Source organism: Stenotrophomonas africana, assembly GCF_013004645.1.
Taxonomy (GTDB): Bacteria; Pseudomonadota; Gammaproteobacteria; order Xanthomonadales; family Xanthomonadaceae; genus Stenotrophomonas; species Stenotrophomonas africana.
Map to the genome: position 1 here is coordinate 14,601 of NZ_JABEME010000009.1, position 22,854 is coordinate 37,454.

The following is a 22,854-nucleotide window of genomic DNA, read 5'->3' on the forward strand; positions in this document are numbered from 1 at the left end:
GCGAACGCGGTCGCCGCCCGTTCAACGCTTGGTCTTGTGCTGGGCTGCCAATGCCGCGCACGATTCGGGCGCTGCCCCCGATCGCGTCACGCAGCGCTTTCTTCACTGGAACGGAGCAACGTATGAAACTGTTGTCCGCTGTGTTGTTGTCTGCGCTTTCGCTACCCGCCGTTCCGGCGCTGGCAGTGGACGCGTCGCCTTCCCCGCTGCTGGGGCGCTGGTCGCTGGATATCGCCACGTCTGCGCTTCCCGAAGCACAGCGCCCGAAGCACGTGGTGCTCGAGTTCAAGGACGCCGGTGCGGGCCGTTGGAGTTCACACGTGGACATCGTCCTGCACGACGGCAAGACCATGAAATCCGACGGCACGCTGGCGCTCGATGGTACGCCGGGGCCCTTGTCCGGCACCTACGGCGCGGACAAGGCCAACCTGAAACTGCCGGCGCCGAACACCCTGGTGATGCAGCTGGTGGACCATGGCACGCCGGCCTCCACCCGCATCTATACCGTGGCGGCCGACCGTACGACGATGACCGAGACCAAGGCGTTCTACGGTCACGACGGTACGCCGATCCTGCAGACCAACCTGTTCAAGCGGATACCGTAGCGGCGCCGCCGGTGCCATGCCCACGGGGAGGAACTCCGCGGGCATGGCACCGGCACCTTACACCGTCGCCGGGTCGCGCTTGCCGGTGTCGATGCCATACGTGTCGATGGCCTCCTGCATCCGCGCGCGCTCGATGCGGCCTTCGTCGGCCAGCGACTTCAGGGCGGCCAGCACGATGAAGTGGCGATCCACTTCGAAGAACGTGCGCAGCGACTCACGCGTGTCGGAACGGCCGAAGCCATCGGTGCCGAGTGCAGTGAAGCGTCGGTCGTTGATGAACGGCCGGATCTGGTCGCCGACGATCTTCATGTAGTCGGTGGCCACCACCACCGGGCCTTCATGGCCCTGCAGGCACTGCTGCACAAAGGGTACGCGCGGTTCCTCGGCCGGGTGCAGCAGGTTCCAGCGTTCGGCGGCCAGGCCGTCGCGGCGCAGTTCGGTCAGGCTGGTGGCGCTCCACACGTCGCTGGCGACGCCGAAGTCCTGCTGCAGCAGTTCTGCCGCGGCTTCCACTTCGCGCAGGATCGAGCCGCTGCCCATCAGCTGCACGCGTGGCTGCGAGGCGGCATCGGCGGCTGCCGGACGCAGCAGGTAGAGGCCCTTCAGGATGCAGGCCTCGGCGCCTTCGGGCAGTGCCGGCTGCGGGTAGTTCTCGTTGAGCACGGTGATGTAGTAGTAGATGTCTTCCTGGTCGACATACATGCGACGCAGGCCGTCATGGATGATCACCGCCAGCTCGTAGTTGTAGGTCGGGTCGTAGGACACGCAGCTCGGAATCACCGACGACAGCACGTGGCTGTGGCCATCATCGTGCTGCAGGCCTTCGCCCATCAGCGTGGTGCGGCCCGACGTGGCACCGAGCAGGAAGCCGCGGGTACGCGCATCGGCAGCGGCCCAGGCCAGGTCGCCGACGCGCTGCAGGCCGAACATCGAATAGAAGATGTAGAACGGAATCGTCGCCAGGCCGTGGTTGCTGTAGGCGGTACCGGCCGCGATCCATGAACAGATCGCACCGGATTCGTTGATGCCTTCCTGCAGGATCTGACCGTCCTTGGCTTCCTTGTAATAGCTCAGCTGGCCGGCATCCTGCGGGGTGTACAGCTGGCCCAGGTAGGAGTGGATGCCTATCTGGCGGAACAGGCCTTCCATGCCGAAGGTGCGCGATTCATCGGGCACGATCGGAATCACCAGCTTGCCCAGTTCCGGGTCCTTCAGCAGGCTGGTGAGGATGCGCACGAAGCCCATGGTGGTGGACTGGCCGCGATCACCGCTGCCCTGCAGCTGGGTGTTGAAGATCGACAGCGGCGGCAGCGGCAGCGGATCCACCTTGGCCAGGCGCGCTGGCAGCTGCCCACCCTGGATGCGGCGGCGTTCGGCGAAGTAGGCGGCCTCGGCGCTGCCGGGTTCCGGGCGCAGATAGGGCATCTCCTCCAACTGGTCGTCGCTGACCGGCAGGTTGAAGCGGTCACGGAAGGCGCGCACCGCATCGGCGCTCATCTTCTTCAGCTGGTGGTTGATGTTCTGGCCTTCGCCGGCTTCGCCCATGCCGAAGCCCTTGACCGTCTTGGCCAGGATCACCGTCGGCCGGCCGCGGGTGTTCACCGCCTGCTGGTAGGCGGCGTACACCTTCTGCGGATCGTGGCCACCACGTGCCAGCGCCCAGATGTCGTCGTCGCTCATGTGCGCGACCAGCGCCAGCAGCTCGGGGTAACGGCCGAAGAAGTGTTCGCGCACGTAGGCGCCGCTCTGCGACTTGAAGGTCTGGTAGTCGCCGTCCACGCACTCCATCATGCGCTGGCGCAGCAGGCCGCTGTGGTCGCGGACCAGCAGATCGTCCCAGCCACTGCCCCAGATCAGCTTGATCACGTTCCAGCCAGCCGCGCGGAAGGTGCCTTCCAGTTCCTGGATGACCTTGGCGTTGCCGCGTACCGGTCCATCGAGGCGCTGCAGGTTGCAGTTGACCACGAACACGATGTTGTCCAGCCGCTCGCGGCCGGCCAGGGAAATTGCCGCCAGCGATTCGGGCTGATCCATCTCGCCGTCGCCGAGGAAGGCCCAGACTTTGCGGCCCTGGTGTTGTTTCAGGCCGCGGTATTCCAGGTAACGCATGTAGCGCGCCTGGTAGGCGGCGGTCAGCGGGCCCAGCCCCATCGACACGGTGGGGAACTGCCAGAACTCCGGCATCAGGCGCGGGTGCGGATACGAGGACAGGCCTTCGCGGCCGGCTTCGCGGCGGAAGTTGTCCATCCGTGCCGGATCGATGCGGCCTTCCACGTATGCGCGGCCGTAGATGCCAGGCGCGGAGTGGCCCTGGATGTAGATCATGTCGCCGTCGAAGGTGTCGGTGCGGCCACGGAAGAAGTGGTCGAAGCCCACGTCGTACAGCACCGCTGCGGACTGGTAGGTGGCGATGTGGCCGCCGACGTTGGAATGCTTGCCGGCACGCAGCACCATCACCATCGCGTTCCAGCGGATCATCGCGTTCAGGCGGCGCTCGATGGCCAGGTCACCCGGGTAGGCCGGCTGGCGCTCGGGCGGGATGGTGTTGACGTAGGCGGTCCAGGCACGGGTATGCAGGTCGCCGTGCTGCTCGGCGTCCAGATCGCTCAGCTGGTCGATGAGGTAGTGCGCGCGCGGCCGGCCGCCGGCCTGCATCACCGCCTCCAGCGATTCACGCCACTCCCGCGTTTCCAGCGGGTCGGTATCGAAGGGGATCAGGGCTTGGTTCATGGCTTTCTCCAGAGGGCGCCGGTCGGACGTCTGCCTGGGCGACAACACCGGCAGGGCGCACAGCACTGGAGCGGGGTCGCAACGGCGGGGGCCGTGACGCGAAGGGCGACCGTGGCGGCCACCGAGAAGACAAGCGTAGGCCTGCCCCCCAGGCTTCGGTAGGCGGGCGGGGCTTGGGTCTCTGGCAAGCAAGGGTTGGTGCCGCGCGCCGTATCATGGGCCGATGCGCTGGGCGCGGCCGCTGATCAGGCCGGGGACAGCCCCGGCAGGAACACCGGGATGATCGCCACGCCGACGCCCAGCAGGCACCAGGCGACGATGGGCAACCAGCGCGCCAGGCGTTGGGCGGGTTCCGGTGCACGACGGCCACCGATCCAAAGCAGCGCGGGGCACTCCTTGTGCCGGCTGCCGGGACATTGCAGGGGCGGCATTCTAGCGGCTGCCCGCCGGTCGTTGAAACGCCCCTGTCATCGATGGCGGTCACCCTGCGGGGCTTTCCAGCCTCGGGGTGGTTGGCCGGCCGTGAACAGCGTGAGGATCTGGGAGAAGAGCTACGCGCTGCGGCGCCGGCTGCTGCGTGGCTTCTTCCTGCGTCGCGGTTCGGCCAGCGAGGATGCCGAAGACCTGGCGCAGGAGGTCTATCTTCGCCTGCTGCGCAGCACCGGCGAAGATGCCGGTGCGGTCGAGAACCCGGAAGCCTACCTGTTCACCGTGGCGGCCAACCTCGCGCGCGAGCATGCGCGTGCGCGGTCGTTGCTGCCGCCGCTGGAAGACGTCGATCTGCTGGCCGAAGTGCTGAAAAGCGAAGAAGACATCGAAGGTGAATTCGAGCGTGCGCAGCGCTGGAATGACATCCGCAGCACCATCGCACGACTGCCGGCAACCACGCGTCGGGTGATGGAGCTGCACTACCGCGACGGGCTGGATTGCCCGGCCATCAGTCAGCAGCTGCAGGTGTCGGTGCACATGGTGCGCAAGCACATCGGCAAGGGGCTGGAGGCCTGCAGGAAGGCGCTGGGCGCCAGGGAGCACACATGAACCGGACCTCATCGCCCGTAGTCGACGACACGATCGCCTGCGAGGCCATGGACTGGTTCCTGCGCAATCGCGACGGAACACTGGGCGAGGCCGAGCGGGTTGCGTTCCTGGGCTGGATGAAGCACTCGCCGGAGCACGTGCGCGCCTACATGCACGCCCTCGCGTTGCACCGGCAGGTGGGTGAGGCGCTGCAATCACCGTTGCCTGAAGAGGCGCTGGTGCCGCCACGGCAGGTCGCTGCCAAGGTGGTGCCGCTGTTCGCCAGCGTGCACGCACCGCCGCGCGCTGTGCCGCGTCGCGGTCGTGCGCGCTGGTGGGTGATGGCCGCCGCAGCCTGTATCGCCCTGCTCGGCGTGGGCCTGGTTCCGCAGGTGATGCCCACCGGGCAGCTCTACAGTGCCGGACAGGGTGAACTTCGCGACCTGGTGCTGCCCGACCAGACCCAGGTGCGGCTCAACGCGGACAGCCGCCTGCGGGTACGCATTGGCTGGTTCAGCCGCAAGGTGGAGTTGCTGCAGGGTGAGGCCACGTTCGATATCGCCGGTGACCGACGGCCGTTCGAGGTGCAGGTGAACGGCTTGCAGATCCGCGATATCGGCACGGTGTTCGATGTGTCCCGACGGTTGCAGGGCACGCGCATCGGCGTGGTTTCCGGCGAGGTGGAGGTATGGAGCCAGGGCGCGGACGCCCGGCGCCTTGCGCAACTGGGCGAAGGCCGGGTGGTGCAGGTCGACGCGCGCAGCCATGCGGTGGAGTCGCTGGATGTACCGTTGTCGATGCTGCTGGACTGGCAGCGGCGCAAAGTGTCCTTCCTGGATGAGCGGCTGGACGAGGTGGCCGCTGCCTTCAACCGGCACAACCAGATGCAGGTGCGCGTGCTGGACGAAGGTGCGGCATCGGCACGGTTGTCGGGCAGCCTCGATGCGCATCGCATCGGTGCGCTGCAGGCCTTCCTCGAACGCGACCCGCGCTTCGTGGTGAGGCGCGAAGGCGACACCGTGCGGGTTGGCAGCCGCTGAGGCCCGTGTGGTCGTGGACTGTCAGAAAAAATTCATCGAATCCGCGTTCTCCACTTCGGTGGATGCGGGCTCTTACTTGGGAGAAGCCGCTGCCGATCCGCGCAGCGGCACCTGCTGCCTTCTCTCTTCCAAGGACCCGTGATGCGCAACACGCTCTACCTGTCGATCATCCTCGCCCTGTCTCCCTGCAGCGTGCCGTCGGCGGCTGCGGCCACTACCGATGGTCTCGAGGCCCGCGTTTCGGCGCCGATCGAGGCGCAGCCGTTGGCGCGTGCGCTGGAGCAGTTGTCGCGCAGTTCCGGGGTGCAGTTCCTGTACTCGGCCGGCGGTGATGCCCGCATGGCCGGTGCGGTGCCGCGCGGTGCCACCGTCAAGCAGGCGCTGGATGCACTGCTGGCCGGTACCGGCCTGGGCTACACCGTGGTGGATGGCAATGTCATCGCAATCGATCCGGCACCCGTACGCAACGCGCCGAAGCCGGCCCCGCCGAAGCCGCGCGAGGCCGAGGCGATGGCGGCGCCGACCCTGGACACGGTGAAGGTGATTGCCGCACATGAGGTCATCGACCAGAAGAAGTCGTCGCCGGTGATCAAGGATTCGGTGGTGTATGACGAGATGGACAGCTACGGCGACGAGACCCTGGCCGAAAGCCTGATGGCCGCGCCAGGCCTGAGTGCGGTGGAGGATGCCGGTGAGCCACGTTACGTGACCGTGCGCGGCGTACAGGCCAACCTCAACTACACCACCATCGATGGCATCGCGATTGCCAGCGTGGGAGGCAGTGGCTCCGGCGAGCGCATGAACAACCTGCAGCTGATTCCCAGCGACATCGGCACCCGTACCGACATCTACAAGAGTTTCAGTGCCGAGCAGGCTCCGGATGCGATCGGCGGCGTGATCGACATCATCAGCCGCAGCGCCTTCGATCGGTCCGGCAAGTACGTGTTTGCCGATGTGGCAGGCATCTATTCCACCGCCGAGACCAACGTCGAGCGCAGCGCTGGCGGCAACCACGAGACCCTGGGCCACTTCGGCAAGAGCGCCAAGATGGTGTTCTCCAACCAGTTCGGCGTCGACCAGTCGTTCGGCATCGTTGCGGTGGCACGCTATGAGCAGCGTTCGCGCAACAGCGTCAAGCGCTGGGTGGAGTCGAACTACTACTACAACGACGCTGGCAAATACCTCACCGACGGTACCACGGGTCCGGACGAGGCCAAGGGCTGGAACGGGTTGCGTGCGCCTGGCAACTTCAGCACCGGCACCTATACCAACTTCATCACCAACTTCGGTGGCTCCGCCAAGCTTGAGTGGAAGCCCTCGGATGATCCGTTCTACGCATCGCTGCTGCTGTACTCGTACCGGTTCTACGAGAACTCGACGATGAACAAGACCGATCTGTACGGCAACGCCAAGTTTCCGATCCGCAACCAGACCGAAGACAGCGGCACCACCCAGATCAACAGCATCTACATCAAGAACCGGCACGACCGTTGGGACCGCAACAACCGCGGTGCCATCGCCAGCTTCAACTGGGATATCGGTGATCGATCGCAGCTGACCCTGCGCGGTGGCCATACCGAAGAGACCTTCCACAACAACCAGGTTTACTGGGGGGTGCGCGCCTACCCAAGCAATCTGTTCGTCGATTACGAGAATGACAGCCACGGCTTCCCCAACGCGGTGGCCGTTTCCGATTCCAGCCTGCTGACCAGTTCCGCATTCAAGCTCAATCCGGCGCAGGCCTACGTCTCCCCGCGCGATGCCAAGGAGAGCATCGACAACCTGCGCGCCGACTTCAGCTACAACATCGATGCCGATGCGAGAGGTTTCGGCCTGGCCGCCGGTGCCGAGTACCGCCATCTGAAGATCTGGCAGGACATCGACTTCGACTATTTCAAGAGCAGTGCCACGCTCAACGATTACCTGTACCCGGGTTCGACGCTGCTGGGCAGCGTGCCGGGCTTTCCGCTGATCGACAACCGCAAGTGGAACGAGGAACTGCTGCCAAAACTGGGCAACAACAATGCGGCGTATCCGAATGCCAACGTCACCAGTGACTACAAGTATGTGGAGGACATCACCAATGCCTATGTATCCGCGCACTACGCCTGGGACCGGCTGCTGCTGATCGGCGGCCTGCGTTACGACCACACCCGCTTCGATGCCTACAGCCCGTTCAGCGATGATGGCGGCACTACCTATACCTCCGCCTTCCGCAACACGAGCGGTGGCTACAACAATCTGCTGCCCTCCTTGAATGCAACCTTCAAGCTTACCGAGAACCAGCGCCTGCGCTTCTCCGCCAGCCGAACGCTGGGCCGGCCGACGCCGAGCAACATCGCCCAGGCCACCAGCACCAGTTGCGGCGATGACGAGGAGGGCAGGGGCTTCTGCAGCATCAAGCAGGGCAATGCCAACCTGCAGCCGCGCCGTTCCAACAACATCGACCTGGCGTGGGACCTGTATTTCAACGGCAACAACGGCCTGGTCTCGGTGGCGCTGTTCGACAAGGTGATCAAGGACGACATCTACACCCTGACCACCTTCGAGAACGTGGGTGATACCCGCTACCGGGTGACCCAGCCGATGAACACCGATGAGTCCACGCTGCGCGGTGTCGAGTTCGCGGTGGCCAACCGCAACCTGCAGTGGGGCCGCCAGCGTTTCGACATGTACTTCAACGCCACGCGGCTGGAAGGGCAGACCAACTACCGCATCAGTGATGGCACCGAGCGCCGCCTGGACCGGCTGCTGTACCAGCCGGACTGGTCGCTAAACGGTTCGGTGATCTGGCGCATGCCGTGGAAGAGCGCGCAGCTGCGCCTGTCCGGCACCTACCGCAGCCGCATGCTGGTCGACTTCGGCGACACCCAGTGGCTGGATTCGTACTACGACCCGTACATGACCTTCAACATGGGCTTCAGCCACAAGGTCAGCAGGCACGTGACGCTGAAGTACGAGGCCAAGAACCTGTTCAACACCCAGCCGACCTACAGCACCGGCCCGAAGGGGCGCTTCCGTACCGAGATCGACGACTACGGCCGCTTCTTCTACTTCCACATCATCTACAACTGAGGGCGCAGCCGTGGATACGATCAATCGCAGGCGATTCCTGGCCCTGGCCGGCCTCTCTGCCGCCGGCGCCTGGATGGGCACCGCACACGCGCTGGCCGCGCAGGCCGATGCCACCGCGCTGAACCCGCGCAACCTGCTGGTCAAGCCGCGCTTCGCCAGCACACCCTTCACCCTGGGCGTGGCCTCGGGTGATCCCTCGGCCGATGGCATGGTGCTGTGGACACGGCTGGCAACTGAGCCACTGGTGTTCGGCGGCGGTATGCCAAACCGGCCGATGGTGGTCGAGTGGCAACTGGCAGCAGACGATGGCATGCGCAAGGTGGTGCGTCAGGGCTCGGCAATGGCGCATCCCGAACTCGGCCACGCCGTGCACGTGGAGCTGGATGGATTGGCGCCCGGACGGCCCTACTGGTACCGCTTCACCATCGGCGGCCACGCCAGTGCGGTCGGTTGCACCCGCACGCTGCCCGCAGCCACGGCCGTGGTGGATCGCGTGCGTTTTGCGGTGGCCGGTTGCCAGCACTACGAAGAAGGCCACTACACCGCGTGGCGGCGTATTGCCGAGGAGCCGCTGGATTTCGTCTTCCACTACGGTGATTACATCTACGAAGGCGAAAGCCAGCCGGGCCTGCGGAAGATGAACGGCCAGCCGTTCACCAACCTGCGGAATCATGTCGGGCCGCAGACCTACACGCTGGACGATTACCGCCGCCGCTACGCCCAGTACAAGAGCGATGCCGACCTGCAGGCCGCGCATGCGTCGGCACCCTGGTTCGTCACCTTCGATGACCATGAAGTGGACAACAACTGGGCTGGTGCCGAAGACCAGGACGATACGCCCAGCGAAGTGTTCCTGCTGCGCCGCGCACAGGCGTTCCAGGCCTACTACGAGAACATGCCACTGCGCCGTTCGGCATTCCCTCGCAATGGCCACATGCAGATGTACGGGCGCGCACGCTACGGCACGCTGATGGATCTGCACCTGCTCGATACCCGCCAATACCGGAGCAAGCAGGTGAACATGGCGCTGCGTGAGGAGGTGGAATCGCCGGAGCGCAGCATCGTGGGGGCGAAGCAGGAGCGCTGGCTGTTCGACGGCCTGGCCGATGCCGCACCGCGCTGGCACACCATCGCCCAACAGGTGGCGCTGGGCAACTACATGCGCGAGAAGGACGGCGTGGTGCAGTCGTCCGATGACCAGTGGTCGGGCTACCTGGACAGCCGCCGGCGCCTGCTTGACCACATCCAGAAGGTGGGCTTCGGCAACGTGGTGACCGCCTGCGGCGACGCGCATCGCCACTATGCCAGCGATCTGGTGCAGGACTACCGTGACTCGGGTGTGGTCTCCAGCGAGTTCCTCGCCACGTCGATCACTTCGGGGGCGGATGGTCAGGGCGTGGATGCGTACGCCAGGAATCAGCTCGCGCACAGCCCTTATCTGAGGGCGACCACCGACAAGCGTGGCTATGTGCTGTGCGATGTCACCCGTGATGCGTGGATCGGCGACATGAAAACGCTGGATACCGTGATGCAGCCAGATGGCGCACTGCAGAGCTGGAAGCGCTATGCGGTGGAGCACGGCCGGCCGGGATTGCAGGAGGCCTGAGGCTACCGGTCCAGCCTGTAGAGCCGAGCCCATGCTCGGTTGCTTTTCCGGTCAGTTATCGAAGAGCAGCCGAGCATGGGCTCGGCTCTACAGAGATCCTTCAATCGTGTTCGAACCGCAATGGCTCGCTGCCCATCGCCGGGTCACTGGTGCCGGGGCGCCCATCCTCGGCGCGGCCGGCCAGGCGCAGGGTACTGTCGCCCGCACCGATGTGCAGGTCGTACCAGCCTGCGGTGGGCGTTGCGTCCCACGCCAACGTGGTCTCCGCGCGCGCCGGCAGGGCCACCGTCTGCTCGGGCATGTGGCCGGCATAGGCGCCCGCCTGCACACGCACCTGCTGTGCGCTGTCATCCAGGTTGCGCAGGTGCAGCCGCAATTGGCCATCCGCGCGATCGATTGAAGCCTGCAGGGCAGGATCCTTGGCCGCCCCCTGGAAGTGGCGGTGGAAGCCGTTCGGGCCCAGCAGCCACAGGTCATAGCGGCCCTGGGCATCGAGCGGCCAGCGCTCGCGCAGCGGTATGCCCGGCAGCAGCGTGTAGCGGCGTGGCACCGCATCCAGCCGCAGCCGGTCGTAGACATGCAGCACCGCCGCTGCACCTTCGCAGGCCAGCGCCAGATCCACACCCGAGGCGTCCACCGCAGCGATCGATGCCTGTGGTCGATAGGGCAGGGCGCGCGCCGGGCGTACGCCGATTTCCTGCTTTGCTGGTTTCAGCCCCTCCGGCAGCGCCGGCACGGTACGCCCTGGCAAGGCAGCGGCACGTGCGGCCACCGCGCTCACATCGGGCAGGCTGCGGACGAACGGGCGGGTATCGCGCTGGGCGAAGTCGAAGGCACCCGTCAGGTCACCGCAGACCGCGCGGCGCCACGGCGAGATGTCCGGTGCGGCCACGCCAAAGCGTTGTTCGATCAGCCGCATGACCGAGGTGTGGTCGTACACCTGCGAATCGACCCAGCCACCCCGGCTCCACGGCGAGATCACATACAGCGGCACGCGCGGGCCCAGTCCATACGGGCGGCCGCGCAGTTCGGCGAGGTCGTACTTCTCATCACCCGGCGCAGGATGGCGGTGGTACTCGCCTTCGGTACTGACCGAAGACGCACCCGCCCAGCCAGTGCCCACTGGTGAAGGAGGAGCCGGCGGAGGCATGTGGTCGAAGAAGCCGTCGTTCTCGTCGAACATCAGCAACAGCGCGGTGCGGCTCCAGACTTCCGGAACGGCAGTCAGCGCATCCAGCACGCGCGCGGTATAGGCCGCGCCCTGCGCCGGGCTGGAGGGCCCGGGGTGCTCGCTGCCGGCCGCGTCGGCGATGATGAAGCTGACCTGCGGCAGGCGCCCGTCGAGTACGTCCTGGCGCAGCTGTGCCAGGCCACGCGTGCTGACACCGCGTGCGCGCAGCTGCGGATCATGCCCGGGTGCAGCGCTGTACGCCCGACGGAACGCCTCGAAGCCGGCCAGCGGGTTGTCGGTGAAGTTGTCGGCCATGTCCTGGTAGATCTGCCAGGACACGCCGGCCTTCTGCAGGCGCTCGACATGGCTGGTCCAGCGGTACGACGCCGGATGCCCGCCGTGTTCGGGGAAGTTGTCATGCGAATTGGCGATCACCGGGCCGCCGGCGCGGGCCTGTGCATCGTTGTGGCCGGTCCACAGGAACACCCGGTTCGGGTTGGTGCCTGCCTGCATCGCGCAGTGGTAGGCGTCGCAGATCGTGAAGGCATCGGCCAGGGCGAACTGGAAGGGCAGGTCGCTGCGCTGGAAGTAGCCCATCGAGTGGTTCTGCTTGGCCTTCGGCCATTGCCCCATGCGGCCGTGGTCCCAGGCACGCTGCGCGTCGGGCCAGGTGTGCGGCGTGCCTTCCACGCGCATGTAGCCGAAGTGCGCGGCGGTATCCAGCGGGAACGGTGCGATTGCGCGCGTGCCGCTCGCGTCGGGCTGCAGCCACAGACTGCGGGTGCGGCCACCGGCCTGCAGCGCCGGCGCCGGGGCCACGAAGCGGTCGCCGAAACCACGTACCCCCGGCAGCGTGCCGAAGTAGTGGTCGAACGAGCGGTTCTCCTGCATGAACACCACGATGTGCTGCAGGTCTTCCAGGCTGCGCGCCTGCGCCGCAGGGGCGATCGCTGCGGCCCGGGCGATGCTGGGCAGCAGCGGTGAAAGGCCGGCGGTAACGCCGGCCTGCAACAACCGGCGTCGGCCGATATCGGTCACGGGCTCACTCACAGGTCCACGCGGAAGGAGATGCCGACGGTGCGCGGAGCGCCGATGAAGGCGTTGTCGCGGCCGTCCACCCCCGCAAGATACCGCTTGTCGGTGAGGTTGCTCACCACCAGGTTGGCACCCATGCCCTTCAGACGCGGCGACAGGCCCTGCAGGTCGAAGCCGATGTTGGCGTTGAACACGGTGGCCGAGGGCAGCTTGTTGACGTTGGCGGCGTCGAGATAACGCGTGCCCAGGTAACGGCCGGACAGGCCGAAATTCCAGTTCTCGCCCTCCCAGTCGGCCGACAGCACCAGGGTCTGTTCGGGCTGGCCGATCACCTTGGCGCCATCGACGATGCCCAGCTGGGTATCGCGCGCGGCATCGCCACTGCCCAGGTACTTGGAGCGGTTGTAGGTATAGGCGGCGTTGAGGCGCCAGCCGTTGTCCCAGCCGTAGCCGAACGCGGCTTCCAGGCCGTTGCTTTCCACACCGCCGAAATTCTCGTAGACGCCGTCGGTCTCGCCGAGATAGTCGATGCCACTGACGAAACCTGCCGGCAGGTAGACGATGCGGTTGTCGAACTTGATGTTGTAAAGGGTCACCGAGGCGGTCAGCGGCCAGCGGCTGATGCGCATGCCCACTTCGATGTTGTCGGCGGTCTCCGGCTCGACGTTGCGGAAGCGTTGCGGATCAGTCTCGCCAAGCACGCCGGAGGGAATGGCGGCGAAGTTCTGCGAGAAGCCGGCGAACAGCTCCATGCCTTCCACGCCCGGCGCCCAGGTGAAGCCGGTGGAGAGCAGCGGATCGGACTTGGAATCGGACGTCACGTGTTCGCTGGCGCCGATCACGCGGCGACGCGACTGGTCGACGAAGAACTGCTTCACGCCCAGGCGTGCACTGAACGGCCCGAAGCGGGCCACGTCCTCGACGTAGTACATCTGCTCGTCGACCTTGTACTTGTCCTCGAACTGTACCCAGTACGGCTGGTGGTCGAAGGCGATGTCCTGGCCGACGTTGAGCAGGCGGTGCCAGTCGCGGCGCGCCGAGCGGTCCAGCTTCTCCACCCACAGGCCGCCGCGGATCGTGTTGTCGACTGCGCCGAAGGTCTGGCGCCATTCGACGTCGGTGGTCACGCCCATGCGGTCGTTGTCGTAGTGGGTGTGGCGGTAGGACTGCGCGCCCAGCACGTTGCCCGCATAGCAGTTCGGATCGTACTCGGCGGTGAAGCCCTGGCGCGGGGTGCAGCTGGCCAGGCGCTGGGCGGCACTGCCATCGGGATTGACGAAGAAGATCTGGCCGCGGTTGCTACCGCCATACACGGTCTTGCCACCGAGGTATTCCGATTCGGGGCGGCCCGCACCCTCATCGCTGACCTGTGCCAGGTAGGGGGGCAGCCAATCGCCACGACCTTGCATGCGGTGCCCGTAGGCGGCCACCGAGGCCTTGAAGCCGTTGCCGCCGTCGAAGGCCGCGCGCAGGTACCCGAAGGTGTTCTCGCGCAGTGCACGCGAGCCGGAGCGGTAGTTCTGGTCCAGATAGGGAATGCCGGTGAGGGTCCCCACCAGGTTGTCACGATCCGGATTGGTGGCGAAGCCCTTCGGTGAGACGCTGGTGTATTCCGGCTCGTCGGCATCGTTGTAGGACAGGTAGCCGGTCAGCGTCCAGCGGTCCAGTTCGGTGATGAACTTGCCGGCGACGTGGTCGTTGCTGGTCTTGCCGCTGCCATCGATCCAGTCATGCACGCGCGCCGACGAGGCGCTGACCCAGGCACGGGTGTGGCCGCCGAGCAGGCCGGTGTCGTAGCGCACGTAGTACTTGCGCGCCTCGTTGTCACCGGCGCCGACCACGAAGCGCAGACGGCTGTCCTGCAGCGGATCGCTGGTGAGGAAGTTCAGAGTGCCGCCGAGGGCCTCGTTCGAGCGCGAGGAGATATCAGCGGTGCCCTGGCTGACTTCCACCGTTTCCAGGTCCAGGGTGTCGATGTAGCGGTTGGCCAGCGAGCCGCCGCCGTAACCTGAGCCGCCATTGGGCAGGCCGTCGATGGTAGTGCCGATCTGCTGGGTGTCGCGGTTGGTGACGAAGCCACGCATGCTGATCTGCGTAGCCCACACCGACGAGCCGGTGGCATCGGCCTCGCTGACCACCACGCCGGGCACTTCATTGAGCGCGTCGTTGACGCTGCTCATCACCGTCTGGCGGTTCAGCGTTTCCGCGCGCACCGAGGTCTTGGCGTAGCTGGTGGCCTGGCCGATCACCTGCACCTGGTCGAGGGTGCGGGCCTCACTGCTGCGCGCTTCAGCGGCATCGCCCTGCGGTGCTTCGGCCAGGGCGTCCAGTGCGGGGGCGATCAGCAGGGCAAGCAGCGAGACACGGGGAAAGCGCGCAGACGTTCGCATCGAGACCGGACCTTCAGAGGAGGGAAGCCCCGGAGTGTCGGCAGCGCCAATGACATCGGCATGACGTGGCGATGCAGGAACCGTGTTGTGTGACGGCCGTGCCCCCGGCCGCCTGCCTGTCAGTACCGCGCGTCCTTGGGTTTCGGGTCGCGCGGCCAGTCCTTGGCCTTGTTGGCGAAGTCCGGTCGGGGCTGATTGATGAAGTAGCTGGCGATGTCCACCGCGTCCTGGTCGGGCATCACCTGCTGCCCCAGTGGCGGCTCGCGGGTCACCGCCGGTGGCATGTTGTGCTTGACGAAGCCGGCGGCCTTGTACAGCCGCGCCATGCCGGCGCCGATGTTGAAGCTGTGGTCGCCCCACAGCGGCGGGAAGGCGATGTCACCGCTGGCGTCGCGCCGTCCTTCGCCGTTGTCGCCATGGCACGCGGCGCACTGCACGGCGTACAGCGCCTGGCCGCGGACCGGGTCCGGCGTCAGCGTGCTGTCGATGGGCCCCTCACTGGGGGCGGCCACCTTTGCACCCTCTGGCACAGGACTGCTCAACCACGCCATGTAATCGAGCATGGCGCGCATCTGCGGCGAGTCCTTCGGCAGCGGCTTGCCGTTCATCGAACGCTGCAGGCAACCGTTGATGCGCTCGGTCAGCCCGATCACCTTGCCCGGGCGCGGCATGTAACGCGGATAGGCGCCGCCGCCGGTGTTGAAATAGTGATTGCCGAAAGGCCGCTTGCCCTCGGCCATGTGGCACGAGTTGCAGTTCAGATCGTTGCCGACATTGTCCGGCAGCAGCCGTGCGGTCTCGTTGAGGATACGGCGGCCGAGCATCACCGATTCGGCATTGCCGAGCCCGGCGATTTCTTCGGCGCTGGGCGCATGGTAGTGCCCGACCACCTTGCCCTGCGCATCGAGGATATCGATCGTGCTGGCCACGGCGGCATCCAGGTCCGGATACAGATGACGGTAAGCGAGGGTACCGGCCCCGGCGAGCATCACGAGGGTGATCGCACTGCCGATCAGCAGGCGGGAGCGTTTGCGCGAACGTTTCATCGTGCGGCCTCCTGCGGAACGTAGTGCACCGGCTTGTCGCGCACCACCCGGCGCATGCGCGCCACGTCGACCTCGCTCACGGCACTGGCCTGGTTGCCCCAGCTGCTGCGGATGAAAGTCAGGATCTGCGCCAGCTGCGCGTTCGGCAGCTGTTCGAAGCCGGGCATGGTGAAGGCCATCCGGTCGTGCGGGGTGTGCGGCGTGCGGCCACCGATCAGGGTTACCTGCACCAGCGAGCTGGGGTCATCGGCGAACACGATCGAGTTGCCGGCCAGCGCCGGATAGACGCGGGGCATGCCGCGCCCGTCGGCACGGTGGCAGGCCTGGCAGTGCTCGGCATAGGCCAGCGAACCGGCAACACGGTAGTCGCCGCTGCGCAGTGCGGCGGAGGTGGTGTCGGCACCGGGCGACCACTGTGCGCTACGCCCTTCGCGGGCCGGCAGTTGTTTCAGGTAACGGGCCATGGCCAGCAGGTCGGCGTCGGACAGGTACTGCGTGCTGTGCTCGACCACGTCGGCCATGCCACCGAAGGCTGCCGATCGATCGGTGCGGCCGGTGCGCAGGAAGTCGACGATCTCGCCCTCGCTCCAGCTGGCCAGGCCGGTCGATTCGTTGCGCAGGTTCTTCGCGTACCAGCCTTCCAGTACCGAGCCGGACAGAAATTGGCGACCGCCATCGTCGGCCATCGCCTTTTCCTGGAAGGCCAGCCCGCGTGGCGTGTGGCAGGCGCCGCAGTGGGCCAGGCCTTCCACCAGTTCGGCGCCGCGCTGCTGGCCGGCATCCAGCGACGGATCCGGGTTGAACGTGCGCGGGCGTGCGAACAGCAGCTGCCACCAGGCCAGGGGCCAGCGCATGTTGGCCGGCCATGGAATCGTGCTGTCGGCGTTGCTTTGCTTCACCGGCTGCACCGAGCCCATGAAATAGGCATACAGCGCCTTGATCTCGGCATCGCTGGCGATCACGTACGAGGCGTACGGCATGGCCGGATACAGCGGCTGGCCGTCGTGGCGGATGCCGCGGCGCACCGCGCGTTCGAAATCGGCGTAGTCATAGGCACCAATGCCGGTGTCCGGATCGGGCGTGATGTTGGTCGAGTAGATCGTGCCCATCGGCGTCTGCATGCCGAGGCCACCGGCGAACGGCCTGCCGCCCGGCGCGGTGTGGCAGGCCGCGCAGTCGGCGGCGCGCGACAGGTACTGTCCCTGCGCGATCAGGGTCGGATCGCGGATGTCGACCTGCGCCGTCTGTCGTGGTGCGAACCAGTAGGGCGTGGTGCGGGCGATGCCGTAGGCGGCGGCCAGCGTGGCGGCCAGGGCAATGGCGAGCTTGAACGAGGTGCGCATGGCGGCACTGTGGGCAATGCTGCGCGCGTGTTCATTGATCCGGATCAATGACTGAACGGATACAGCGTTCACACCAAGCTGAATCGTTCCTGCGTTGTCATCAAGCCGTCATCCGCGCGCGATAGATGGCCTACGCCCGCATCGCTAACCTGCCACGCTGTCGCACCTTTTCCCTGATTGCCCATGAAGCGCCTGCTGCTGTTGTTGCTGGCGTGCGCCGGCCTGTGGCTGGCTGCATGCTCGTCCTCGATCAATGCCTCGTCCACCTCGCTCGCCGATCGGCTGATCGCGCCGGGTGGCGTATCGACCCTGCTCGATCGCCCGCGCATTGCTGCGGCCATCGCTGAGCTGCCCAACCGCCACGGTTTTGCGCCCGGCCGCGATGGCGTGCCGATCTTCTGGCGTGTGTTCGATCCTGGCGATTACGGCGCGCGTTACCACTACCTGCCGCAGCGCCACGAGAACGGCCTGCCGCTGGATACCGGCCTGAGCCTGGCAGTACCGCAGCCGTTCCGCGCGCAGGCACCGCGCGGCACCGTGGTGCTGCTGCACGGCTGGATGATGAACGGTGATTCGATGCTGCCATGGTCGCTGCAGTTGGCCGAATCCGGCTACCGCGTGGTCACGCTCGACCTACGCAACCATGGACAGTCCGGTACCGGGCCGTCGGGCTATGGCACCTATGAATCGGATGACGTGGTCGATGTGATCGGCGAGCTGCGTGCACGTGGTGAAGTGACCGGCCCGCTGTACCTGTTTGGCGTGTCCTATGGTGCGGCCACGGCGGTGTTCACCGCCGACAAGCTCGGTGACCAGGTGGAAGGCGTGGTGGCGATGGAATCGTTCGCCAATGCCGGCGTAGCGATCCGCACGATGATCCCGCACCTGATGGGACTGCAGCCGGAAGGCCTGAAGGCGCAGGCGGTGGCGTCGTACGCGCGTTGGCGCTATGGCGGCCAGGACATCAACCAGGTGATCGCCGCCGCCAGCCGCCGCATCGACGTCGATCTGGACCGCGTGGATGTAGCGCGCGCGCTGGCCGATACCCGCGCCTGTGTGCTGCTGCTGCACGGGCAGGGCGACCAGCACATTCCGGTCAGCCAGGGCCGCGAACTGGCCCAGGCCAACCCGCGCGCGCACTACATCGAGATGCGCGGCGAGGACCACATCACCCTGCCGCTGCGGCTGGACCTGCTGGCTGGAGTGGTCGACGACTGGATGGCGCGCGACGAGCATCATCCGCAGAGCGTGTGCCCCGCACCGCAGCTGCCGGCCCAGGCCGAGTGGCTGACGCGCAGCTGAGAAAAGGGGACGGAGGGGATTAAGTCGTTTCCCGCACTCCTGGGTTGGAAACGACTTAATCCCCTCCGTCCCCTTTTTCTGTCAGGCCACCCGTCGTGCCAGCGAGCGGGCAGACGCCGCGACGCCCAGCAGCAATGCGGCCACGCACAGGAAGGCGAAGCCGAGGCTGGTGCCGTGTGCCAGCGCACCGATCGCTGCCGGGCCGGCGAGAATGCCGGCGTAACCCAGCGTGGTCACCGCGGTGATGGCGATGCTCTCCGGCATCACCCGCTGCTGGCCGGCCATCGAGAACAGTGCCGGCACGATATTGGCGCAGCCCAGCCCGACCAGCACATAGCCCGCCAGCGCCACCGGGAACGACGGTATCAGCGTGGCCAACGTGAAACCGGCTGCGGCGGTGATGCCGCCGAAGACCAGGGTGCGGGTGCGGCCGAGGCGCTCGACGATGCCGTCGCCGAACAGGCGCATCGCGGTCATCGCCAGGGTGAACAGCGCGAAGCCGGCGCCGGCCTGGTCACGCGGCACCTGCCGCACTTCGGCCAGGAACACCGCGCTCCAGTCCAGCATCGAGCCCTCGGCGAGGAACACCACGAAGGCCAGCATGCCGATGAACAGCACCACGCCGTGCGGCAGCGCCAGCAACGGTCCTTCGTGCAGGATCCGTTGCGGACGCCAGTGCGGCGCCGACAGCACCGCGACCAGCAGCAGCGCCGCCACCGAAACCAGCGCGGCCAGCCACAGCGGCGTGCCGAGGATCAGCAGGCCGGTCATGCAGCCGGCACCGACAAAGCCACCGATGCTGTAGAAGGCATGGAAGCCGGACATCATCGCGCGCCCGGCGTCGCGCTCGACCGCCACCGCCTGCATGTTCATCGCACAATCCAGCGCACCGACGCCTGCGCCGAACACGAACAGCGCCGCGCCCAGTGCCACTGGCGAGGGTGCCAGCACCAGCAAGGGCAGGGCGCACAGCATCATCGCGCAGGTGATCACCATCACCCGGCGGCAGCCCAGTCGCCCGGTCAGCGCACCCGCCAACGGCATCGCCAGCAGCGAGCCGAGCCCGAGGCACAGCAGCACGGCGCCGAGACTGGCGTCGGACAGCCCGGCCTTGGCCTTGGCGTAGGGCACCATCGGCGCCCATGCGGCGGTGGCGAATCCGGGAATGAAGAAGGCGGCGCGGGTGGCGTGCTGCTGGGCACGTGGGGATGAAGGCGTCATGCGCGATGCGAAGCTCCAGGGGACGTTTATGGAAACGTTTTCAGGTCGGCTCGGCAAGTGCCATGCGTGACATCGGGCGACGCATACGATTGCAGTGACCCGATCGCGTCACTGGCGATTAACGTCGCCCACGGACAGTGGCTGCACGGTCGGCATCCCGCCGGCCACTGCCGGAGATCCGTACATGAGCACGACACCGACCATCCTCCTCGTCCATGGATTCTGGGGCGGGGCCGCACACTGGGCCAAGGTGATCCTGGAACTGCATCGCAATGGCCACGACCGTGTGCAGGCGGTGGAACTGCCGCTGACCTCGCTGGCCGACGACGCAGGGCGAACCCGGAAAATGATCCGGCAGATCGACGGGCCGGTACTGCTGGTCGGCCACTCGTATGGCGGCGCGGTGATCAGCCAGGCCGGCAACGAGCCCAACGTGAAGGGCCTGGTCTACATCGCCGCGTTCGCGCCTGATGCCGGCGAGAGTCCCGGTGGCATCACCCAGCAGCACCTGCCGGAGGCGGCGCCGAACCTGGCACCGGACAGCGATGGCTACCTGTGGCTGCGTGCGGACAAGTTCCATGAGAGCTTCTGCCAGGATCTGAGCGAGGACGAGGGCCGGGTGATGGCGGTGACCCAGAAGGCGCCGCTGGCCAGTACCTTCGGTGATGCGGTCAGCGATCCGGCGTGGAAGCACGCGCCGAGCTGGTACCAGCTGTCCCGCCACGACCGCATGATCGCGCCGGAAAACCAGAAGGCCATGGCCGCGAGGATGCAGCCCAAGCGCGTGCTGGAGCTGGATGCCAGCCATGCCTCATTGGCCTCGCAGCCGAAGGAAGTGACGGCGTTGATCCTGGAGGCGTGCGCTGCCATCGGCGGCTGACCCCGCGGCAGCACACCGCACGACAGCACGCCGCACGACAGCCGGGGCGCAGGGGAGTACACTCCTGCGCCTGCGGCTTTCCGGCCGCGTCCCTCTCTTCCCTCCAGCCGCCGCCAGAGGATCCCACCCAATCGTGGAGGTCCCGCCGTGCTGTCTGCGCCTGTTGCACACGCTCCGTTTCCCTTGCCGCGTCGCCGCGCGTTGCCGCAGGCGCTCGCGCAGGGCCTGCTGATCGCTGCACTGGCCAGCAGCAGTATTGCTGCTGCGCAGTCCAGTACGGATCCAGCCAAGGATTCGCAGGCGCCTGCATCGCAGACCCTGCAGACGGTACAGGTCACCGCCAACCTGCTCGGTACCATCACCGAGGGCAGCGGCGCCTATACGCCCGGCACCATTGCCACCGCGACCCGCCTGGTGCTGACGCCACGGCAGACCCCGCAGACCATCAGCGTGATCACCCGCGCACAGATGGATGACTTCGGCCTGCACGGCATCGACGACGTGATGCGGGTGACCCCCGGCATCAGCATCGTCACCTACGACAGCGAACGCACCGAGTACTACGCGCGTGGTTTCGCGATCCAGAACTTCCAGTACGACGGCATTCCGATGTCGCGCAATTCGGCGTACTCCGCCGGTAACACGCTCAGCGATACCGCCATCTACGACCGCATCGAGGTTCTCAAGGGCGCGACCGGCCTGTTGACCGGCATGGGCGATCCGGGTGCGACCATCAACCTGGTGCGCAAGAAGCCGGGCAAGGACTTCGCCGGCAGCGCCTCACTGGGTGTCGGCCGCTGGGACGACTACCGCGCCGAGCTCGATGTCGGTGGTCCGCTGACTGCCGATGGCCGCCTGCGTGGCCGTGCCGTGGGGGCCTGGGAAGACAAGCACTCCAACCTGGACCACTACCAGCGCACCAGCATGGTCGGCTATGCCGTGCTGGAAGCCGATCTGGGCGAGCGCACGCTGTTGTCGATCGGTGGCGACGTGATGGACAGCGACCCGAAGGGCTCCACGTGGGGCGGCATTCCGCTGCTGGACAGCGCCGGCAACTTCAACCGCATGCCTCGCTCGTTCAACAATGGTGCGCAATGGGCCGGCTGGCGCCAGTACGTGCGTACCGGTTTCGCCACGTTGGAGCACACGTTCGCCAACGATTGGATTGCCAAGCTGCAGCTCAACCATCAGGTCAACGGCTATGACGCCGCACTGGCCGGTGCCGCCGCCGGCAATCCCGATCCGTTGACCGGCGAGGGCGTCAGCCTGTGGCTCGGCAAGTACGTCGGCAAGACCGTCAGCAATGCCGCCGACTTCTATGTGAGTGGGCATTTCGGCCTGTTCGGCCGCGAGCATGAACTGGTGGTGGGTGGCAGTGCCTCGCGCAAGCGCTGGACCAATACCGGCTACGGCCCTCAGGCGGGTTTCCCGGATACCGTGCCGGACTACCGCAGCTGGAATGGCGACATTGCCGAACCGCAGTGGCAGCGCACCTATGACAACAATGAAGTGACCCGTGAGAACGGGCTGTACGTGGTCGGCCGTTTCGACGTGGCCGATCCGTTGAAGCTGATCGTCGGCAGCCGGCTGGCCAGCTACCGCTCGCCGGATACACGCGAGACCGGCGTCTATGTGCCGTATGCCGGCGTGGTCTACGACCTCGGTGAGCACTACTCGGTGTATGCCAGCTACAGCACCATCTTCAAGCCGCAGGGCGAGCGTGACGAGCAGGGCAAGGCACTGGATCCGCTGGAAGGCCGCAGCTACGAGATGGGGCTGAAGGCCGAGTTCTTCGATGGACGCCTCAATGCCAGTGCGGCGCTGTTCCAGCTTGATCAGGACAACTTCGCCCAAGCCACCAGTGGTCGCACGCCGTCCGGTGACATCGCCTACCGCGCCTTGATGGGCGTGCGCACCAAGGGTTACGAGCTTGAGATGTCGGGCCAGTTGGCCGAGGGCTGGCAGGTGCAGGGTGGGTTCTCCCACAAGATCGCCCGCCAGGCGGGGACCAAGGTGACCACGCTGGAACCGGAGAACCAGTTCAGCCTGCATACCCGCCATCGCCTGCGCGGTGCCTGGCAGGCGCTGACGCTGGGTGGTGGGGCGCGCTGGCAGGATTCGACCTTCGGCGAGATCACCAATCCGGCCACGCAGGCCAAGGTGGTGCATCGCACGCAGCCTTACTGGTTGCTCGACGCGATGGCGCGCTACCAGTTCAACGATCGCCTGTCGGCCACGGTCAACGTCAACAACCTGCTCGACAAGCGGTACTACACGATCTTCAACTGGTACAGCACCTACACCTGGGGTGAGCCGCGCAATGTACGACTCACCTTGAACTACAGGTTCTGACGCAGGTCCTGTAGAGCCGAGCCCATGCTCGGCTGGCTGTC

Annotated in this window: 15 protein-coding genes; 8 read left to right on the plus strand and 7 right to left on the minus strand. The window is 66.4% G+C overall.

The window, feature by feature from the left end; all coding sequences use genetic code 11:
* Nucleotides 1–122: 122 nt before the first annotated feature.
* Nucleotides 123–605 carry a hypothetical protein gene (locus HLA98_RS15510; protein ID WP_057501263.1) on the plus strand — a complete coding sequence of 161 codons (483 nt, stop codon included), beginning with the start codon at nt 123–125 and terminating at the stop codon, nt 603–605.
* Between the two features lie 57 nt (nt 606–662).
* Here the strand turns inward: HLA98_RS15510 and aceE are convergent, their stop codons facing one another.
* Nucleotides 663–3,335 (minus strand): pyruvate dehydrogenase (acetyl-transferring), homodimeric type, encoded by a 2,673-nt coding sequence (gene aceE / locus HLA98_RS15515; RefSeq protein WP_057501262.1) that lies wholly within the window; start codon nt 3,333–3,335, stop codon nt 663–665.
* 245 nt (nt 3,336–3,580) lie between these two features.
* Nucleotides 3,581–3,766, minus strand: coding sequence for a hypothetical protein (locus HLA98_RS15520; protein WP_232015549.1), 186 nt, complete (start codon nt 3,764–3,766; stop codon nt 3,581–3,583).
* A gap of 91 nt (nt 3,767–3,857) precedes the next feature.
* Between HLA98_RS15520 and HLA98_RS15525 the strand changes: the two genes are divergently transcribed.
* The 4 genes from HLA98_RS15525 (at nt 3,858) to HLA98_RS15540 (ending at nt 10,073) form a co-directional block, all read left to right on the plus strand.
* Nucleotides 3,858–4,373, plus strand: a complete 516-nt coding sequence (locus HLA98_RS15525; protein ID WP_057501261.1) for an RNA polymerase sigma factor — start codon at nt 3,858–3,860, stop codon at nt 4,371–4,373.
* Nucleotides 4,370–5,392, plus strand: a complete 1,023-nt coding sequence (locus tag HLA98_RS15530; RefSeq protein WP_057501260.1) for a FecR family protein — start codon at nt 4,370–4,372, stop codon at nt 5,390–5,392. The genes HLA98_RS15525 and HLA98_RS15530 overlap by 4 nt, the downstream gene beginning before the upstream one ends.
* A 141-nt stretch (nt 5,393–5,533) precedes the next feature.
* Complete coding sequence (locus HLA98_RS15535; protein WP_057501259.1) at nt 5,534–8,467, plus strand: TonB-dependent receptor; 2,934 nt, start codon at nt 5,534–5,536, stop codon at nt 8,465–8,467.
* A 10-nt stretch (nt 8,468–8,477) separates the two neighbouring features.
* Nucleotides 8,478–10,073, plus strand: coding sequence for an alkaline phosphatase D family protein (locus HLA98_RS15540; protein ID WP_057501258.1), 1,596 nt, complete (start codon nt 8,478–8,480; stop codon nt 10,071–10,073).
* 100 nt (nt 10,074–10,173) lie between these two features.
* On the opposite strand, the gene HLA98_RS15545 is transcribed toward HLA98_RS15540, so the two are convergent.
* From HLA98_RS15545 to HLA98_RS15560, 4 genes are all read right to left on the minus strand, one after another.
* Complete coding sequence (locus HLA98_RS15545) at nt 10,174–12,282, minus strand: phosphocholine-specific phospholipase C (protein WP_057501257.1); 2,109 nt, start codon at nt 12,280–12,282, stop codon at nt 10,174–10,176.
* 8 nt (nt 12,283–12,290) lie between these two features.
* Nucleotides 12,291–14,669, minus strand: coding sequence for a TonB-dependent receptor domain-containing protein (locus tag HLA98_RS15550; RefSeq protein ID WP_057501256.1), 2,379 nt, complete (start codon nt 14,667–14,669; stop codon nt 12,291–12,293).
* A gap of 119 nt (nt 14,670–14,788) precedes the next feature.
* Entirely contained in the window at nt 14,789–15,715 is a 927-nt protein-coding gene (locus HLA98_RS15555) for a c-type cytochrome (protein ID WP_057501255.1), read from the minus strand.
* Complete coding sequence (locus tag HLA98_RS15560; protein ID WP_057501254.1) at nt 15,712–17,058, minus strand: c-type cytochrome; 1,347 nt, start codon at nt 17,056–17,058, stop codon at nt 15,712–15,714. Before HLA98_RS15560 ends, HLA98_RS15555 begins: the two co-directional genes overlap by 4 nt.
* Before the next feature lie 183 nt (nt 17,059–17,241).
* Between HLA98_RS15560 and HLA98_RS15565 the strand changes: the two genes are divergently transcribed.
* Entirely contained in the window at nt 17,242–18,360 is a 1,119-nt protein-coding gene (locus HLA98_RS15565) for an alpha/beta fold hydrolase (RefSeq protein ID WP_057501253.1), read from the plus strand.
* A gap of 81 nt (nt 18,361–18,441) precedes the next feature.
* Here the strand turns inward: HLA98_RS15565 and HLA98_RS15570 are convergent, their stop codons facing one another.
* Nucleotides 18,442–19,581 carry an MFS transporter gene (locus HLA98_RS15570; RefSeq protein ID WP_057501252.1) on the minus strand — a complete coding sequence of 380 codons (1,140 nt, stop codon included), beginning with the start codon at nt 19,579–19,581 and terminating at the stop codon, nt 18,442–18,444.
* 184 nt (nt 19,582–19,765) lie between these two features.
* Here HLA98_RS15570 and HLA98_RS15575 point away from each other — a divergent pair, with 184 nt between their 5' ends.
* Nucleotides 19,766–20,461: an alpha/beta hydrolase gene (locus HLA98_RS15575; RefSeq protein WP_057501251.1), complete on the plus strand. Its 696-nt coding sequence runs from the start codon at nt 19,766–19,768 to the stop codon at nt 20,459–20,461.
* 147 nt (nt 20,462–20,608) lie between these two features.
* Complete coding sequence (locus HLA98_RS15580) at nt 20,609–22,813, plus strand: TonB-dependent siderophore receptor (RefSeq protein ID WP_057501250.1); 2,205 nt, start codon at nt 20,609–20,611, stop codon at nt 22,811–22,813.
* Nucleotides 22,814–22,854: the final 41 nt, after the last annotated feature.

Bases quoted from the DNA above. Each gene is read 5' to 3' on its own strand.
- HLA98_RS15565 (WP_057501253.1), top strand. From the start codon at position 17,242: ATGAAGCGCCTGCTGCTGTTGTTGCTGGCGTGCGCCGGCCTGTGGCTG.
- aceE (WP_057501262.1), bottom strand. From the start codon at position 3,335: ATGAACCAAGCCCTGATCCCCTTCGATACCGACCCGCTGGAAACGCGG.
- HLA98_RS15535 (WP_057501259.1), top strand. From the start codon at position 5,534: ATGCGCAACACGCTCTACCTGTCGATCATCCTCGCCCTGTCTCCCTGC.
- HLA98_RS15555 (WP_057501255.1), bottom strand. From the start codon at position 15,715: ATGAAACGTTCGCGCAAACGCTCCCGCCTGCTGATCGGCAGTGCGATC.
- HLA98_RS15550 (WP_057501256.1), bottom strand. From the start codon at position 14,669: ATGCGAACGTCTGCGCGCTTTCCCCGTGTCTCGCTGCTTGCCCTGCTG.
- HLA98_RS15520 (WP_232015549.1), bottom strand. From the start codon at position 3,766: ATGCCGCCCCTGCAATGTCCCGGCAGCCGGCACAAGGAGTGCCCCGCG.
- HLA98_RS15575 (WP_057501251.1), top strand. From the start codon at position 19,766: ATGAGCACGACACCGACCATCCTCCTCGTCCATGGATTCTGGGGCGGG.
- HLA98_RS15510 (WP_057501263.1), top strand. From the start codon at position 123: ATGAAACTGTTGTCCGCTGTGTTGTTGTCTGCGCTTTCGCTACCCGCC.
- HLA98_RS15530 (WP_057501260.1), top strand. From the start codon at position 4,370: ATGAACCGGACCTCATCGCCCGTAGTCGACGACACGATCGCCTGCGAG.
- HLA98_RS15570 (WP_057501252.1), bottom strand. From the start codon at position 19,581: ATGACGCCTTCATCCCCACGTGCCCAGCAGCACGCCACCCGCGCCGCC.
- HLA98_RS15560 (WP_057501254.1), bottom strand. From the start codon at position 17,058: ATGCGCACCTCGTTCAAGCTCGCCATTGCCCTGGCCGCCACGCTGGCC.